Genomic DNA, 14,343 nt, shown 5'->3' with positions numbered 1-14,343 from the left:
GTGGCTGGATATGCCTGCGCAACCTGCTATAGCGATTGGGCAGCACGCAGGAGGGCATGGAATGACAGATCAAGTGGTTGAGGCCGAGCAGGTATTGGCGCGGTTGGACCCGTCGCAGCCCCGTCGGGTGATGGGGGTTGTGGTGCAGATTGCGCTGGGCTGTGTGTTGATCAGCCTTGCACTGGGGTTTCCGCGCGAACAAATGGTGTTGCGCCTGATGTTGATGGCGCTTGGCGGCGCGGTATTTTTTGGCACCTATTTGACATGGCGGGCGACGGCCACGGGATTGGTTTTAACGACGAGCGGGTTGCGCGATGATGCGGGGCGGCTGCTGGCCGAGATGTCGAATGTGCGTGAGGTTTCGCGTGGGGCCTTTGCGCTAAAGCCGTCGCACGGGTTTTCGTTGGTGTTGTATCAGCGCATGGGGTTTGCGTGGGTGCCGGGGCTTTGGTGGCGGACTGGCAAGCGTGTGGGCATCGGCGGCGTGACACCATCGCAGCCCGCGCGTTTTATGGCCGAGGTGGTTTCGGCCTTGATCGCAGAGCGCGGCCAGTAAACCTAACCCGTTAACCGCGCAAACGCCCGCCGATTAGGCGGGCGTTTCGGGTTTGCGTGCCGTCGAGCAGATCAGCAGGCAAAACTGACGTGACAAAGCTTTGAGACAAAGCGTGGTCGTGTCACAATAAATTGTTTTATTGTTGTTGGTTCCAGTCCGTAGGCCACTGGGGGCGTATACGCAACCTCTACCTCAAGTAAAACAGCGCTGTCGCCATCGGACATGATGGGCAAGCGGTCGGTCATCGTTGCCAGATTAGTGTTGGTAAGCGCAGTCATTGCACTATCGGGCGACCGCGAAAAGATCACCTCATAGCGCGTGTTCGACTCGCTCCATTTATACGATGTTACGCGGATTTTGCTTGTTTGATCGGTGTCGATCATTGTGTTCAGGGTCGTGCGCATGCCGGAAAGATAGGCATCATTAATGCCGAGCACTTCTTGGCTGCGCGATAGCAGGTCCGAGATTGTATAGCTGGCCTTTTGCACTGTGTTGATCGTGCGATAGCTATCCCAATAGGCGAACAAGCCGACATATCCCCAGACGAGAACCGGCAAAAGCAAGACCGCGTCAACCAAAATGGTGCCGCTTTCATCATGAAAGAACCGCCGGGATATACGTTTAAGAAATGACATTGTTAAAGTCCTCATGGCTCGTTCACAAAGGCAGAGGTGGTAATGAGCCCATAGCCTCCTTTTGCGTCTTTTGGCAGGTTTAGGCCGATGCCGGTGCTTGGAAACACGGCGTCTTGGATGACGCAGACGCGCACCATCATGATTTCATGTGCCGCACCAGGGTTATAGGTGAGGGCCGGGCTGATATTATTTGACCGATCAACACAGCCGGCTTCGCGTGATGGAAAAGCCCATGTTGTTTGGTCGATAGGTTCAAGCGCGATGGTGATATTCGCCTCGCAATCCTCCAAGATCGTCGAGCGGTCACAAATCTCGGCTTTCAAAAAGTCCGAGGTTGGGTTGGGGTATTCGCCCAGCCGCAGGTTGCGCATAACGATATCAACCGATCGTTCCAGCAAGAGGAATCTGGTCATCAGCACACCCGATTCAATCGACGCGATGAAAATCGTCATGATCACAGGAATGCAAAGCACGAAATCAATCGTGGCGGTGCCTTCTTCGCTTGCGAATACCCGACGCATAGGCGCGGTAAGCCGCGCCATCCAAGACCGGTTTTTTGTGATGTTAAGCTGGGTCATTGGGTCAACCTCAACTGGGTAATGTTATTGGCAATGGCACGAAAAGCGGTGGAGATTTCCAGGCCGCTTGCATCAAAGTAATGGGCTGTCGATGACGCGCAGTTGCGCACTTGGGTTCGGCCATCGTCAGGGGCCTCAAATCCGATGCCATAAATCACGATGTTCTGGCTTTTGGCGGCGGTACATATATCCTGCAATTGCGTGTCTTTGTCGTAATAGTTCCAGCTTCTGAACTGACCTTCCCAATAGCTGGAGCTGCCACTGACTGCGTTAGAGTAGAAATACTTTGCCACATATTCGACGGGGTATTTGGCCCAAACCTCTGGCCATGTAAGCTGGTTGTAGTCGCTCATCGTTTGGGTGCTGCCATCCAAGGTGCTTTTGAACTTGTCAGAGCTGACCCAGTACCAATCTTTGTTGCCGCTTTGGTTGAAATAGACAGTCACCGCGCCCGATTTTTTGTTGACATAGATATTTGACAAACCAGAGTTATAGGGATCGTTGATGACGTAGTCAGAGGTGTTTTGGCCATCGGTCATAACAATAAGAACCTTCAGCACGTCCTCGGTCAGCGGGTCCATCGGGCGGTCTGAAAAACCATCAATAACTTTTTTAGCTGTGACCAAGTTTTTAATAACGGCATTGGCGTTGTGGTTCAGCAGATAGGCGCCCCATTTCACCCCGATGTTAATCGAGGTGTTGCCGCCCACGACCATGTTGTTGATGGCATTGTGCAGCGTGGTTTCATTGTTGTTGACCGCCGTTACGGTATTTCCACTTTCGGGCGAGCAGTTGAACGAAGTGGCGGATGAGTAGTAGTAGTAGCTGGAATAGGGGTCAAAATGCGCGTTATGGACCATCTTGGTGGTGGTTGAGATGTCGTTGCTCAAATAGGCGGAAGTCGGCAGCTGGATGCAATACGACGAGGTGTGGTTATCATCCACATTGAACGAGTCCATGATCGATTTGCCAACGTTAACCTGCGCGTTATAGGGCACGATCGAAATCGACACATGCCCCGGTTCCGCCGCCGCGAGGACGGTCGTAATGAATTCGCGCGCCGCAGGGCGCAATTTGTCGATTCTCGAACCATACATGGAGCCGGAAATATCAAGGACCATCGACACTTCGATGTTAGACACGCGCTGCTCGGCCACGGCGTCGCCATCGGCTTCGATCTCTTTGATGCCGATCATATGCATGAAATAGGTATCAAGTTTGGAAGACGCCGTGGCGGTGACGATGCGGTAGTTATCGCCTTTGTCCATATCGACGTAATCCAGTGTGTCGGACAAACCAGCCTTGGCAAAATAATCGGTTACGACGGCTTGGCCCGTCAGCTTTTGTGACATGGCAGCACCCGCAAGAACCGAGCGGTCGAGCGTTTGCTGCAACAGTGTGCGGCGTTGTTCATAGCGCATGAGGTCGATCGCAAGACCGCCCATCATTGACATGATTACAAACAGCATCAGGCCCAAGATAAGCAGTGACCCGTCTTCGCGTTTTGCAAAGCCAAGACCTGACGGTCTGCGCCCTGGCGCTTGGCGGCTCTGGCAATGCAACCGGCCTTTCCGCGCCGTCGGCAGCTTAAACTCGGGTTTCATTTCTCATCCTTTACCAAATGTGCCCGGTCGATCTCGGCAACGTCTGCCAAAAGGAGTCGGTCCGGACACAACACACCTTTTCCCACCGGCCAATTGACCAGTGATATCGGGCGGAAATGTGGCTTTTTCTGTGGGAAATAAGGTATAATCAGGGTGATTGGAAACGCTGGGGCCTATCAGCAAGGATTGTTCACAGAACGTTTGTAAACAGGTGCCAAGGGCGGCGATGTGGGGCTGAATTTGATCATTATGCTAACAGACTAGGGCTAAAACAAGGCGCTCGAATCGGGGAATCTGGCGGAAAATCCTGCGCAGCTGCGGTTTTGTTGCGTTAAGCTTAGGCGCAAGGCATGGCTTACGACGATTTGCCTTTTCTGCGGGAAAAGTTTTTTTTGTGGTGAGTTTTCAGGCATCGCGGGCTAGCGTGGAAAGGTAAACCGCCCAGTGTTTGGGGGGTATCAGGGAGAGATACATGCACATTACGGGTGAGCCGAGCTTTCGCGACTCTGTTGATCTTATGTTCAACAGGGCGACGTCTCTGATGGATCTGAGCCCCGGCTTGGAGCAGAAAATCAAGGTTTGCAATTCGACCTATACGGTGCGGTTTGGCGTGCGGCTGCGTGGCAAAATTGAGACGTTCACCGGCTACCGCTCTGTCCATTCCGAGCATATGGAGCCGGTCAAAGGCGGGATACGTTACGCGCTGTCGGTCAACCAGAATGAGGTTGAGGCGCTGGCAGCGTTGATGACCTATAAATGCGCCTTGGTGGAAACGCCGTTTGGTGGCTCAAAGGGTGGCCTGTGCATCGATCCCCGCGCGTGGGAGCCGCATGAGCTGGAATCCATCACGCGCCGTTTCGCCTATGAGCTGATTAAGCGCGACCTGATCAACCCCGCCCAAAACGTACCCGCCCCCGATATGGGCACGGGTGAACGTGAGATGGCGTGGATCGCTGACCAATACGCGCGGATGAACACGGCCGATATTAACGCCAAAGCCTGTGTGACCGGCAAGCCACCGCATGCGGGCGGTATTCAAGGCCGCGTCGAGGCGACGGGTCGCGGTGTGCAATACGCGTTGCACGAATTTTTCCGCTATGACGAAGACAAAAAGATGGCCGGCCTTACGGGCGATCTTGACGGCAAAAAGGTGATCGTGCAGGGCCTCGGCAATGTGGGCTATCACGCAGCCAAGTTTTTGACCGAGGAAGACGGGTCGATTGTAACCGCCGTGATCGAGTGGGACGGCGCGATTGTGAACGATGATGGCATCAACATTGAGGATCTGCGCCAGTGGATCGTCAAGCAGGGGTCTATCAAAGGCTATCCGCAGGGCGCCTATGTGGCCGATGGCGCGGCGGTGTTGGAAAAGGAATGCGACATCCTGATACCGGCTGCGCTGGAAGGGGTGATCAACCTGAACAATGCCGACCGCATCAAGGCAAACCTGATTATCGAGGCGGCGAATGGCCCGATCACCTTTGGCGCGGATGAGGTTTTGCGCAAAAAGGGCGTTGTGATTATTCCCGATATGTATGCCAATGCGGGCGGTGTGACGGTGTCATATTTCGAATGGGTCAAGAATCTGTCGCATATCCGCTTTGGCCGGATGCAGCGCCGGGCCGAAGAGGCGCGGCATATTTTGCTGGTGAATGAGCTGGAAAAGCTGTCGGCAGATAAGGGCCTTGGTTGGACCATGTCACCGAATTTCAAGAGCAAGTACCTGAAAGGCGCGGGCGAGTTGGAGCTGGTGCGCTCGGGCCTCGATGACACGATGCGCACGGCCTATCAGGCGATGCGCGAAGTGTGGCACGGGCGCGGCGATGTCGAGGATCTGCGCGTGGCGGCCTATATTGTGTCGATCAGCCGGGTTGCGGCGACCTATCAGTCCAAGGGGCTTTGAAGGTTTGAAAATGACAAAAGGGGCCGGATATTCCGGCCCCTTTTACTTCAGCTTGGTTCGATTTCGTCAAGCGGCGGTAAAGTTCATCGCCAAACCGTTGATGCAGTGGCGCTTGCCTGTGGGCTTTGGTCCGTCGTTGAACACATGCCCCAAATGCCCACCGCAGCGGCGGCAATGCAGTTCTGTACGTTTTGAAAACAGGGTGTTGTCTTCTTTGGTGGCAACATTGCCTTTGACGGCATCATAAAAGCTGGGCCAGCCGGTGCCGCTGTCGAATTTGGTTTCCGAGCTGTAAACAGGCAAATCGCAGCCCGCGCAGGTATAAGTGCCTTTGCGCGCCTCTTTCAGCAGAGGCGAGCTTTCGCCTTTCAGACTGTTGGAAAACGGCTTTTCCGTCGCCTCTTGTCGCAAGACGGCGAAGCGCGCAGGCGACAGACGCTTTTGCCATTCGGCATCTGTAAAGGTGATTTCAAACTCGGCGGCCCAAGCGGGAAGGGCGGCTGCCCCTGCGGCGGCAAGTGTTGTGGCCATGAAAGTACGACGGTTCAGCATGGGGTTCTCCTTTTTACCTGCTGAACATACGGGCAAACGTGCCGATAGTTTCATCACAATGCTGACAGGGGCCCGTGAGGGTGGGGCAGGTGCGACACTATACTGTCGCAGACATGCTTGTCTTTGCGGCAAAAGACGGGTTCTTTGGTGGTGATGCGAAAGGGTGAGCATATGCGGTATTCTGGGCTTAAGGTCATAACCCAAGGGCTTTTGGGCAATAAGGGCTGGGGCCCTGTGTGGCGCGATCCTGCACCCAAGGCCGAATATGATGCGATTATTATTGGCGGCGGCGGGCACGGGCTGTCGACGGCATATTATTTGGCGAAGAACCACGGGCTGACCAATATTGCCGTTTTGGAAAAAGGCTATATCGGGTCGGGGAATGTGGGGCGCAACACGACGATCGTGCGGGCGAACTACTTTTTGCCGGGCAATTCAGAGTTTTACAGCCATTCCTTAAAGCTGTGGGAAGGGCTGGAGGCCGAGCTGAACTATAATGTGATGCACAGCCAGCGCGGCTTGATCAACCTGTTTCACAGTGATGGCCAGCGCGATGCCTTTGTGCGGCGCGGCAATGCGATGATGAACCAAGGCGATGATGCGGTTTTGTTGGATCGAGAGGGCGTGCGTGCGCATCTGCCGTATTTGGATTTCGAACAAACCCGCTTTCCGATTTATGGCGGGTTGTTGCATCCGCGCGGTGGCACGGCACGGCATGATGCGGTGGCTTGGGGCTATGCGCGCGGTGCCGATCAGCGCGGTGTGGATTTGATCCAGAACTGCGAAGTCACGGGGATTGATATTGAAGGCGGCCGTGTGGTGGGTGTTCAAACCACTCGCGGCGCGATTAAGGCGCGCAAGGTTGGCATGGTGGTGGCGGGCCGTTCGGGGCAGGTGGCTGCAATGGCGGGGATGCGCCTGCCAATTGAAAGCCATGTGTTGCAGGCCTTTGTGACCGAGGGGCTAAAGCCGGTGATCGACCATGTTGTCAGTTTCGGGATGGGGCATTTTTATATCAGCCAGTCGGATAAGGGCGGTTTGGTCTTTGGCGGTGACATCGATTTTTACGCGTCTTATGCCAGCCGCGGCAACCTGCCGATGGTCGAGCATGTGATGGAGGCGGGCATGACCCTGATGCCGATGATCGGGCGGGCAAAGGTTTTGCGGTCTTGGGGCGGAATCATGGACATGACGCCAGATGGTTCGCCCATCATCGATAAGACGCCGGTGGAGGGGCTGTTTGTCGATGCGGGCTGGAACTATGGCGGCTTTAAAGCGGTGCCTGCATCCGGCTGGTGCATGGCGCATTTGATGGCGACGGGTGAGGCGCACGCCGTTGCCCAAAGGTTCCGTTTGGACCGCTTTAAGACCGGCCATTTGTTGGATGAAGAAGGCACTGGGTCACAGCACAACTTGCACTGAATTTAGACTGAGAGAACATTATGCGTATCACCTGCCCCCTCTGTGGCCCCCGCGATCGGCGTGAGTTTTATTATTACGGATCAGAGGATTATCTGATGCGGCCCGCGGGTGAGGATTTCGACGCAATCGATGCGCATTTGCACTTACGCGACAATGTGGCGGGGGTGGCGCGCGATCTTTGGTATCATGAGATGGGCTGTGCGGCGTGGCTGTCTGTCACGCGCAACACGGTGACGCATGAGGTGTTGGGCGTGGCACTGGTCGCTGATGGTGGGGTAGGTATTTTGGCCAAGATGAAGCCTGAAGAGGGTGCGCTATGAGGATTGAGGGCAAAGGGCGGGTTGATCGTTTGGCCCCGATCCGGTTTCGCTTTGACGGGGTCGAATATCGCGGGTTTGCGGGGGACACGCTGGCCTCGGCCTTGTTGGCCAATGGGGTGCGGTTGTTTGGGCGCAGCTTTAAATATCACAGGCCGCGCGGGGTTTTGACGGCAGGGTCGGAAGAGCCGAACGCGCTGGTCGAGGTGATTGAAAACCGCCAGCAGACGCCGAATGTGCGCGCGACCGTGCAAGAAATTTATGAAGGGTTGGAGGCGAAAAGTCAGAACCGTTGGCCGAGCTTGAAATATGACGTGATGGCGGTGAACGACCGAGTCTCGCGCTTTCTAAGCGCAGGTTTTTATTACAAAACATTCATGTGGCCGCGCAAGTTTTGGGAGCGGCTCTATGAGCCGCTGATCCGGCGGGCGGCGGGGCTTGGCAGCTTGTCGGGGCGCCATGATGAGGCGGCGTATGAAAAGGCCTTTGCCTTTTGCGACCTGCTGGTGATTGGCGCGGGGCCTGCGGGTTTGGCGGCGGCCTTGCAGGCGGCGCGGGCGGGGGCGGATGTGATTTTGGCCGATGAGGCAGCCCAGATGGGTGGGCGATTGCTGTCGGACACGGCCGAGATTGACGGCAAGCCTGCGATGGACTGGGTGGCGGCAGTTTTGGCCGAGTTGGAGGCCGCCCCTAATGTGCGCCTTATGGGCCGCACTACGGTGACGGGCGCCTATGACGGCGGGACCTATGGAGCGCTGGAACGCGTGGGCCTGCATGTGGCGGCACGGCCCGACCTGCCGCGCGAGTGTTTCTGGCGGATTGTCGCGGGGCAGGCGGTTTTGGCGGCAGGCGCGCAGGAACGCATGATCGCCTTTGCTGACAATGACCGACCGGGGATTATGACGGCGTCGAGTTTGCGGACCTATTTGAACCAATACGGCGTCGCGGCGGGCAAGCGGGTGACGCTCTTTGCCAATAATGATGACGCCCGCCAGACCGCGCGGGATTTGATAGCGGCAGGGGTGAACGTGGCCGCAATTATTGATGCGCGGCCCGATGCAAGTGTGGCCGAGGATTGCCCTGTTTATACGGGGGCCGAGGTCATCGCCACCAAGGGTCGGCACGGTTTAACGGGTGTTACCCTGCGCTATCATGGTGGAGAGATTCAGATTGAGACGGATTGTTTAGGGGTTTCGGGCGGTTGGAACCCTTTGGTGCATTTGACCTGCCATATGAACGGGCGGCCTGTGTGGGATGGTGCAATTGCGGCGTTTGTGCCGCAGGCGGGGGCCGTGCCGGGGCTGCATGTGGCAGGGGCTGCAGCCGGGGTCTTTTCCTTGGGGCATTGCCTTGCGCATGGGGCCGAGGTGGCCGTGCAGGCGCTGGGCGTATTGGGCCAAAAAACGGCGCCAATGGCTGTGCCGCTGGCCGATGAGGCGGGCTATGACATCATGCCATTGTGGGAGGTGAAGGGCGCAGGCCGCGCATGGCTCGATTTTGCTAATGACGTGACGACCAAGGACGTGCGCCAGGCGGCGCAGGAAGGTTTTGCCAGCGTCGAGCATATGAAACGCTATACCACCCAAGGCATGGCGCCGGATCAGGGAAAAAACTCGAATATCGGGGCCTTGGCGGTGTTGGCCGATTCAACAGGGCGCGGCATTGCGCAGACTGGGGTGACAACATATCGCCCGCCGTTCAGTCCGGTCTCTATCGCCGCGATGGGGGCGGGTGGACGCGGGATAGGCTTTGCACCGCAGCGGTTTATGACCTCACATTCCGCGAGCGTTGAACGCGGGGCGCCGATGATTGAGGCGGGGCTGTGGTATCGGCCCAGCTATTTCCCTCGTCCGGCTGAGGTAACATGGCGGCAGGCCTGCGACCGCGAGGTGGCGATGGTGCGCAATACGGTGGGCGTGGCCGATGTGTCCAGCTTGGGCAAGATCGATATTCAGGGCCGTGATGCCGCGCAGTTTTTGGATTTGATCTATACGAATGTGTTTTCCACGCTGCCTGTGGGGCGGGTGCGGTACGGGTTGATGCTGCGCGCCGATGGGCATGTGCTGGATGATGGCACCACAGCGCGGTTGTCCGACACCCATTTTGTGATGACCACGACCACGGCGGCGGCGGGCCTTGTGCTGCGGCATTTGGAGTTTGTGGCGCAGGCCTATTGCACGGGTTGGGATGTGCGGTTTATTTCCGTGACCGAGCAATGGGCGCAGTTTGCCGTGGCGGGGCCACTGGCAAAAACGCTGGTGGATACGCTGGCGCAAGTTGATTTGCCGTTTATGGGCTGTGCGGCGGTAAAGATCGGTGATGTGGGTGCGAGGCTGTTTCGGATCTCATTTTCTGGCGAGCAGGGGTATGAGGTCGCGGTGCCCGCGCGGTTTGGTGAGGCCCTGTTTCGTGATTTACTGGCTCGGGCGGAAACGCTGGGCGGTGGCCCCTATGGCATGGAAGCGCTGAATGTTTTGCGCATTGAGAAAGGGTTTATCACCCATTCCGAAATTCACGGGCGGGTCACGGCGTTTGATATTGGCATGGCCAAGATGATTTCAGCCAAGAAGGATTGCATCGGCAAAGGGGCCGCTTTGCGGCCCGGCTTGCTGGAGGGGCGCGATCAGCTGGTCGGCCTGCGGCCAGTCAATGACGCGCCGATCACCGCAGGGGCGCATTTGTTTGCACCGGGTCAGGAGGTGCGGCGCGAGACTGATCAGGGCTATGTGACCAGCGTGTGTTACTCACCCACGTTGGGCGGCTATCTGGGGTTGGCGTTTTTGCAAGACGGGCGGGCGCGGCATGGCGAAATGGTGCGCTTGGTCGATCATATGCGTGGCATCGACCTGCTGTGTGAGGTAAGCGCGCCTGTGTTTTATGACAAAGAGGGGGTGATGCTGCGTGGTTAACCTTATCGCAAAAACGCCTCTTTGGGGGCACACGCCTATTGCTTTGGCGGGTGTAACGCTGGCCGAGTTGGATTTGGGGCAAGTGACCTCGGTTGCGCCATTTGGGGCCGTGCAGGGGTTTCCTGCGCCGAATTGCGTGCTGGCCTGCGGGGACGCACGGCTGGTCTGGGCAGGGCGCGGGCAGGCGTTTTTGATTGGCGGGTCGCCCGCAGCATGGGCCGACAAGGCAGCGCTGACCGATCAAGGCGATGCTTGGGCCTGCCTGTCTGTCACTGGCGCGGGTGCAGTCGATGTGCTGGCGCGGCTGGTACCGATTGATCTGCGCACAATGGGGAGTGGCGGCTGCGCGCGGTCGTGCTTGGGGCATATGGCCGCCATTTTCATCGCTGTGTCCGGCGGGTTTGAGGTGATGGTGCCTCGCTCCATGGCGAAAACCGCGTGGCATGAAGTAGAGGCCGCAATGCGGATGCGGTCGGCGCGGTTGCTATGCTGAGCAACGCCGATATCATAGAGCTGACGGCATTTCGCCGCGATTTGCACCGCCACCCTGAACTGTCGGGCCAAGAGGGCGAAACGGCGGCGCGGGTTGTGCAGGCACTGGGCAGCGCACCCGATGCAATGGTCACCGGCCTTGGCGGCCACGGCGTCGCGGCGGTGTTTGACAGCGGTGTAGCGGGACCTTGCGTGTTGTTTCGCTGTGAATTGGACGCCTTGCCGATCCATGAGGTTTCAGACGCACCACATCGCTCAACGGTCGATGGCAAGGGCCATCTGTGCGGCCATGACGGGCATATGGCCATCATGCTGGGGCTCGCACGGCTGTTGTCACGCAAACGGCCTGCATCGGGCCGCGTAATCTTGATTTTTCAACCGGCCGAGGAAGATGGGTCGGGGGCGGCGGCGGTGATCGCAGAGCCGCGTTACGCGGATTTGCGCCCCGATTGGGCATTTTCGCTGCACAATTGGCCGGGGTGCAAGCTGGGCGAGTGTTGGCTTGCAGAAGGCGCCGTCAATTGCGCGTCAGTGGGCATGAAAATCACGCTTGAAGGCAAGACCAGCCACGCAGCACAGCCGGAATTTGGGGTGTCGCCGGGGCTGGCCTTGGCGCAGCTGATTCCGGGTTTGGCGGCCTTGGGGTCGGGCGGGGCGCTGGGCCCTGATTACCGTTTGGCCACGGTAACACACGCCGTGATGGGCGAGCCAAGTTTTGGCGTGTCACCCGCGCGGGCGCAAATTTGGGTGACTCTGCGAACCATGCTCGACGCGCCAATGGCGGCACTGCGCGATCAGGCCGAGGCCTTGGTGGCAGATCAAGCAGTCGCACATGGGTTGGCTTTAACCATCAGCTACCACGATGATTTTTCGGCAAGTGTGAATGACCCCGAGGCAACACTCCGGATGGCGGCGGCCTTGGACGCGCTGGGCATTGCCCATACGCGCGGACCTTTGCCTGAAAGTGCGTCGGAGGATTTTGGTCGTTTTGGCGCAGAGCCTGGCACCAAAGGCGCGATGGTGTTTCTGGGCGCAGGCCGTGCCCACGCCGCATTGCACAACCCCGATTACGACTTTCCAGATGACCTCATCCCTATAGGAACCAAACTGTTTGATGCAATTGCGCGCGATATTTTGGGTAGTCCGTAAACCGCTTCGCTTTCTGTTCGGTAAAAATATCCTCGGGGGTGAATTGGCCTTCAGGCCAAGGGGGGGCAGACAGCCCCCCGCTATCCTTTGCCGCAATCGCACCGCTTGCCTATCGCGCCCATCAGGCCGATATATAGAGCATGAGTCTGCCACCCGGTTTCCTTGATGAATTGCGCACCCGCGTATCCTTGTCCCAAGTTGTTGGGCGCAAGGTGGTTTGGGATATGCGCAAATCAAACCAAGGCAAAGGCGATATGTGGGCGCCTTGCCCCTTCCATCAGGAAAAATCCGCCAGCTTTCACGTCGATGATCGCAAAGGCTTTTATTACTGTTTCGGTTGCCAGGCCAAAGGCGATGCGTTGGGCTTTATCATGGAATCCGAAAACCTTGGATTTATGGAGGCGGTTGAGCTGTTGTCGCGTGAGGCAGGGATGCCGATGCCTGCCCGCGACCCGCAAGCGGCGCAAAAGGCCGATCGGCGCAGCCAGTTGGCCGAGGTAATGGAGGAAGCTGTCAAGTTTTGCCGCCTTCAGCTGAAAACCAGCGCCGGACAGGTGGCGCGTGACTATCTGGAACGCCGCGGCCTAAAGGCCGACGCACAAGAGCGGTGGGATATCGGCTGGTCACCCGAGGGGCGGCAAGCTGTGTTTGCGGCGATGAAGGCCAAAGGCTTTGCGCCAGACCTGATCCTCGACAGCGGCGTTTGCGCGGTTTCCGACCATAATGATGCGCCCTATGATCGGTTTCGCGCGCGGATTATCTTTCCGATTCGCGATGCCCGGGGTCGGGCTATCAGCCTTGGCGGGCGGTCCTTGGACCCGAACGCGCGGGCGAAATACCTGAACGGGCCAGAGACCGAGCTGTTCGACAAAGGCCGCAATCTGTTCAACCTCGCCCCCGCACGAGAGGCGGCGGGCAAAGGCGCGCCGCTGGTCGTGGCCGAAGGTTATATGGACGTGATCGCGCTAAGTGAGGCGGGGTTTAAGGCCACTGTGGCCCCTCTGGGGACTGCTGTGACCGAAGATCAGTTGCGCCTGATGTGGCGCGTCAGTCCTGAACCTGTGATTGCGCTGGATGGCGATGCGGCAGGGCTGCGGGCGGCCTTGCGGGTGATCGATTTGGCGCTGCCGCTGCTAGAGGCGGGGCAAGGTTTGCGCTTTGCGATGCTGCCGGCGGGCCTCGACCCCGATGATTTGCTAAAGGCGCAAGGGGCGGGCGCGATGCAGGCGGTGCTGGATGCCGCACAGCCCATGGTCAACCTGCTGTGGAAGCGCGAAACCGAGGGTCGCGTTTTCGATAGCCCTGAACGCAAGGCCGCGCTGGATAAAACCCTGCGCACCGCCTTGATGCGGATTAAAGACGGGTCCATCCGTGGCCATTATGGCGAAGAAATCAAACGCCTGCGGTGGGAGCTGTTTGGCCAATCGCGTGGAGGTGGGCCGAAAAAGGAATGGACGCCGCGCAAGGAGTGGGTGCCGGGGGGCAAAGGTGCGTGGAAGCCAAAGCTGCCGCCGATGATCTCGACCAAATCCTCGGCCCTTGCGCTGGGGAATAGTGATGAGCGGCTGCTGGAACAGATCATTCTTGCCGCGATTTTGACCCATCCCAGCCTGATCGCCGAGTTTGAGCCGGTGCTGGACCGGATGGAATTTTCCGACCCAGATGAGGACAGGCTGCGCGTTGCCTTGCTGCATCTGGGTACGGATGCCGCAGCGATAGAAAAACTGCGCAACACCCACCGCGCGGTGGTTGAAAGCTTGCTTCACCAAAACCATGTCATCACAGCACCACCTATTCTAAAGACCGAAGACCCCGAGTTTGCCAAGATTTGCGTCGGGGATATGTTGCGTAAACTACGCTCGGAGCGCGGTGGCCGGCGTGAGGTGAATGAGGCGGTTGAGGATTTGGACGGGCTGGTGGATGAAGGCCTGACATGGCGGTTGGCACAGGCCAATGAGGCCAGATTTTTGGCCGCTAAGGGGCCAGAGGCCGTGAAGGGCGAAGGTTTCGTCGCCGAAAATGGGGTGGAAATGGACCGTGAAGAACTAGAAGAGGCACGCAGCCTGTGGGAGCGAATCGATTTTGGCCGCAATGGCCGCTCTAAGACATAGGGGGCGATGGGCGCGTGGGGCCGCCAAGATAACAAATCCGCAGGTCAGGCCTTTTAACTTCTACAAAAAAGCTGATAAACGAGCTAATCATGGGAAAATAAGGGCGAAAGCCTTT

General features: G+C 57.9%; 12 protein-coding genes. 8 read left to right on the top strand and 4 right to left on the bottom strand.

Going from position 1 to position 14,343, the window contains the following annotated elements:
• Positions 1-61: 61 nt before the first annotated feature.
• Positions 62-556, top strand: coding sequence for a hypothetical protein (locus ACEN2J_RS04955; RefSeq protein ID WP_442103776.1), 495 nt, complete (start codon positions 62-64; stop codon positions 554-556).
• A gap of 71 nt (positions 557-627) precedes the next feature.
• Here the strand turns inward: ACEN2J_RS04955 and ACEN2J_RS04950 are convergent, their stop codons facing one another.
• From ACEN2J_RS04950 to ACEN2J_RS04940, 3 genes are read right to left on the bottom strand one after another with little or no spacing between them, the layout of a single operon-like run.
• The gene (locus ACEN2J_RS04950; RefSeq protein ID WP_442103775.1) at positions 628-1,191 is read right to left on the bottom strand and encodes a TadE/TadG family type IV pilus assembly protein; all 564 of its coding nucleotides are present in this window, start codon (positions 1,189-1,191) and stop codon (positions 628-630) included.
• A gap of 11 nt (positions 1,192-1,202) precedes the next feature.
• Positions 1,203-1,769 carry a TadE/TadG family type IV pilus assembly protein gene (locus ACEN2J_RS04945; RefSeq protein ID WP_442103774.1) on the bottom strand — a complete coding sequence of 189 codons (567 nt, stop codon included), beginning with the start codon at positions 1,767-1,769 and terminating at the stop codon, positions 1,203-1,205.
• Positions 1,766-3,373: a VWA domain-containing protein gene (locus tag ACEN2J_RS04940; RefSeq protein ID WP_442103773.1), complete on the bottom strand. Its 1,608-nt coding sequence runs from the start codon at positions 3,371-3,373 to the stop codon at positions 1,766-1,768. The genes ACEN2J_RS04945 and ACEN2J_RS04940 overlap by 4 nt, the downstream gene beginning before the upstream one ends.
• A gap of 472 nt (positions 3,374-3,845) precedes the next feature.
• Here ACEN2J_RS04940 and ACEN2J_RS04935 point away from each other — a divergent pair, with 472 nt between their 5' ends.
• The gene (locus ACEN2J_RS04935) at positions 3,846-5,276 is read left to right on the top strand and encodes a Glu/Leu/Phe/Val family dehydrogenase (RefSeq protein WP_442103771.1); all 1,431 of its coding nucleotides are present in this window, start codon (positions 3,846-3,848) and stop codon (positions 5,274-5,276) included.
• 66 nt (positions 5,277-5,342) lie between these two features.
• Here ACEN2J_RS04935 and msrB read toward each other — a convergent pair whose 3' ends face one another.
• Positions 5,343-5,828, bottom strand: coding sequence for a peptide-methionine (R)-S-oxide reductase MsrB (gene msrB / locus ACEN2J_RS04930; protein WP_442103769.1), 486 nt, complete (start codon positions 5,826-5,828; stop codon positions 5,343-5,345).
• 171 nt (positions 5,829-5,999) lie between these two features.
• Between msrB and ACEN2J_RS04925 the strand changes: the two genes are divergently transcribed.
• The 6 genes from ACEN2J_RS04925 to dnaG all read left to right on the top strand — a co-directional run bounded on the left by ACEN2J_RS04925 (position 6,000) and on the right by dnaG (position 14,228).
• Positions 6,000-7,250 (top strand): sarcosine oxidase subunit beta family protein, encoded by a 1,251-nt coding sequence (locus tag ACEN2J_RS04925; RefSeq protein WP_442103767.1) that lies wholly within the window; start codon positions 6,000-6,002, stop codon positions 7,248-7,250.
• A 20-nt stretch (positions 7,251-7,270) separates the two neighbouring features.
• Complete coding sequence (locus tag ACEN2J_RS04920) at positions 7,271-7,570, top strand: sarcosine oxidase subunit delta (RefSeq protein WP_442103766.1); 300 nt, start codon at positions 7,271-7,273, stop codon at positions 7,568-7,570.
• The gene (locus ACEN2J_RS04915; RefSeq protein ID WP_442103764.1) at positions 7,567-10,476 is read left to right on the top strand and encodes a sarcosine oxidase subunit alpha family protein; all 2,910 of its coding nucleotides are present in this window, start codon (positions 7,567-7,569) and stop codon (positions 10,474-10,476) included. Before ACEN2J_RS04920 ends, ACEN2J_RS04915 begins: the two co-directional genes overlap by 4 nt.
• Complete coding sequence (locus tag ACEN2J_RS04910; RefSeq protein WP_442103762.1) at positions 10,469-10,969, top strand: sarcosine oxidase subunit gamma; 501 nt, start codon at positions 10,469-10,471, stop codon at positions 10,967-10,969. Before ACEN2J_RS04915 ends, ACEN2J_RS04910 begins: the two co-directional genes overlap by 8 nt.
• On the top strand, positions 10,963-12,117 hold the full coding sequence (locus tag ACEN2J_RS04905) for an amidohydrolase (RefSeq protein ID WP_442103760.1): 1,155 nt from the start codon (positions 10,963-10,965) through the stop codon (positions 12,115-12,117). The genes ACEN2J_RS04910 and ACEN2J_RS04905 overlap by 7 nt, the downstream gene beginning before the upstream one ends.
• Before the next feature lie 140 nt (positions 12,118-12,257).
• A complete protein-coding gene (dnaG, locus tag ACEN2J_RS04900; protein ID WP_442103758.1) occupies positions 12,258-14,228 on the top strand; it encodes a DNA primase in 1,971 nt (656 codons plus the stop codon).
• The last annotated feature ends 115 nt before the right edge of the window (positions 14,229-14,343 follow it).

The sequence above is a fragment of the Pseudorhodobacter sp. W20_MBD10_FR17 genome (assembly GCF_052119765.1).
Classification (GTDB): domain Bacteria; phylum Pseudomonadota; class Alphaproteobacteria; order Rhodobacterales; family Rhodobacteraceae; genus Pseudorhodobacter.
This window is presented reverse-complemented; position numbering and strand designations above follow the sequence as displayed.

Coding starts and splice junctions, on each gene's coding strand:
- ACEN2J_RS04955 (WP_442103776.1), top strand. CDS start 62: ATGACAGATCAAGTGGTTGAGGCCGAGCAGGTATTGGCGCGGTTGGAC.
- ACEN2J_RS04950 (WP_442103775.1), bottom strand. CDS start 1,191: ATGTCATTTCTTAAACGTATATCCCGGCGGTTCTTTCATGATGAAAGC.
- ACEN2J_RS04945 (WP_442103774.1), bottom strand. CDS start 1,769: ATGACCCAGCTTAACATCACAAAAAACCGGTCTTGGATGGCGCGGCTT.
- ACEN2J_RS04940 (WP_442103773.1), bottom strand. CDS start 3,373: ATGAAACCCGAGTTTAAGCTGCCGACGGCGCGGAAAGGCCGGTTGCAT.
- ACEN2J_RS04935 (WP_442103771.1), top strand. CDS start 3,846: ATGCACATTACGGGTGAGCCGAGCTTTCGCGACTCTGTTGATCTTATG.
- msrB (WP_442103769.1), bottom strand. CDS start 5,828: ATGCTGAACCGTCGTACTTTCATGGCCACAACACTTGCCGCCGCAGGG.
- ACEN2J_RS04925 (WP_442103767.1), top strand. CDS start 6,000: ATGCGGTATTCTGGGCTTAAGGTCATAACCCAAGGGCTTTTGGGCAAT.
- ACEN2J_RS04920 (WP_442103766.1), top strand. CDS start 7,271: ATGCGTATCACCTGCCCCCTCTGTGGCCCCCGCGATCGGCGTGAGTTT.
- ACEN2J_RS04915 (WP_442103764.1), top strand. CDS start 7,567: ATGAGGATTGAGGGCAAAGGGCGGGTTGATCGTTTGGCCCCGATCCGG.
- ACEN2J_RS04905 (WP_442103760.1), top strand. CDS start 10,963: ATGCTGAGCAACGCCGATATCATAGAGCTGACGGCATTTCGCCGCGAT.
- dnaG (WP_442103758.1), top strand. CDS start 12,258: ATGAGTCTGCCACCCGGTTTCCTTGATGAATTGCGCACCCGCGTATCC.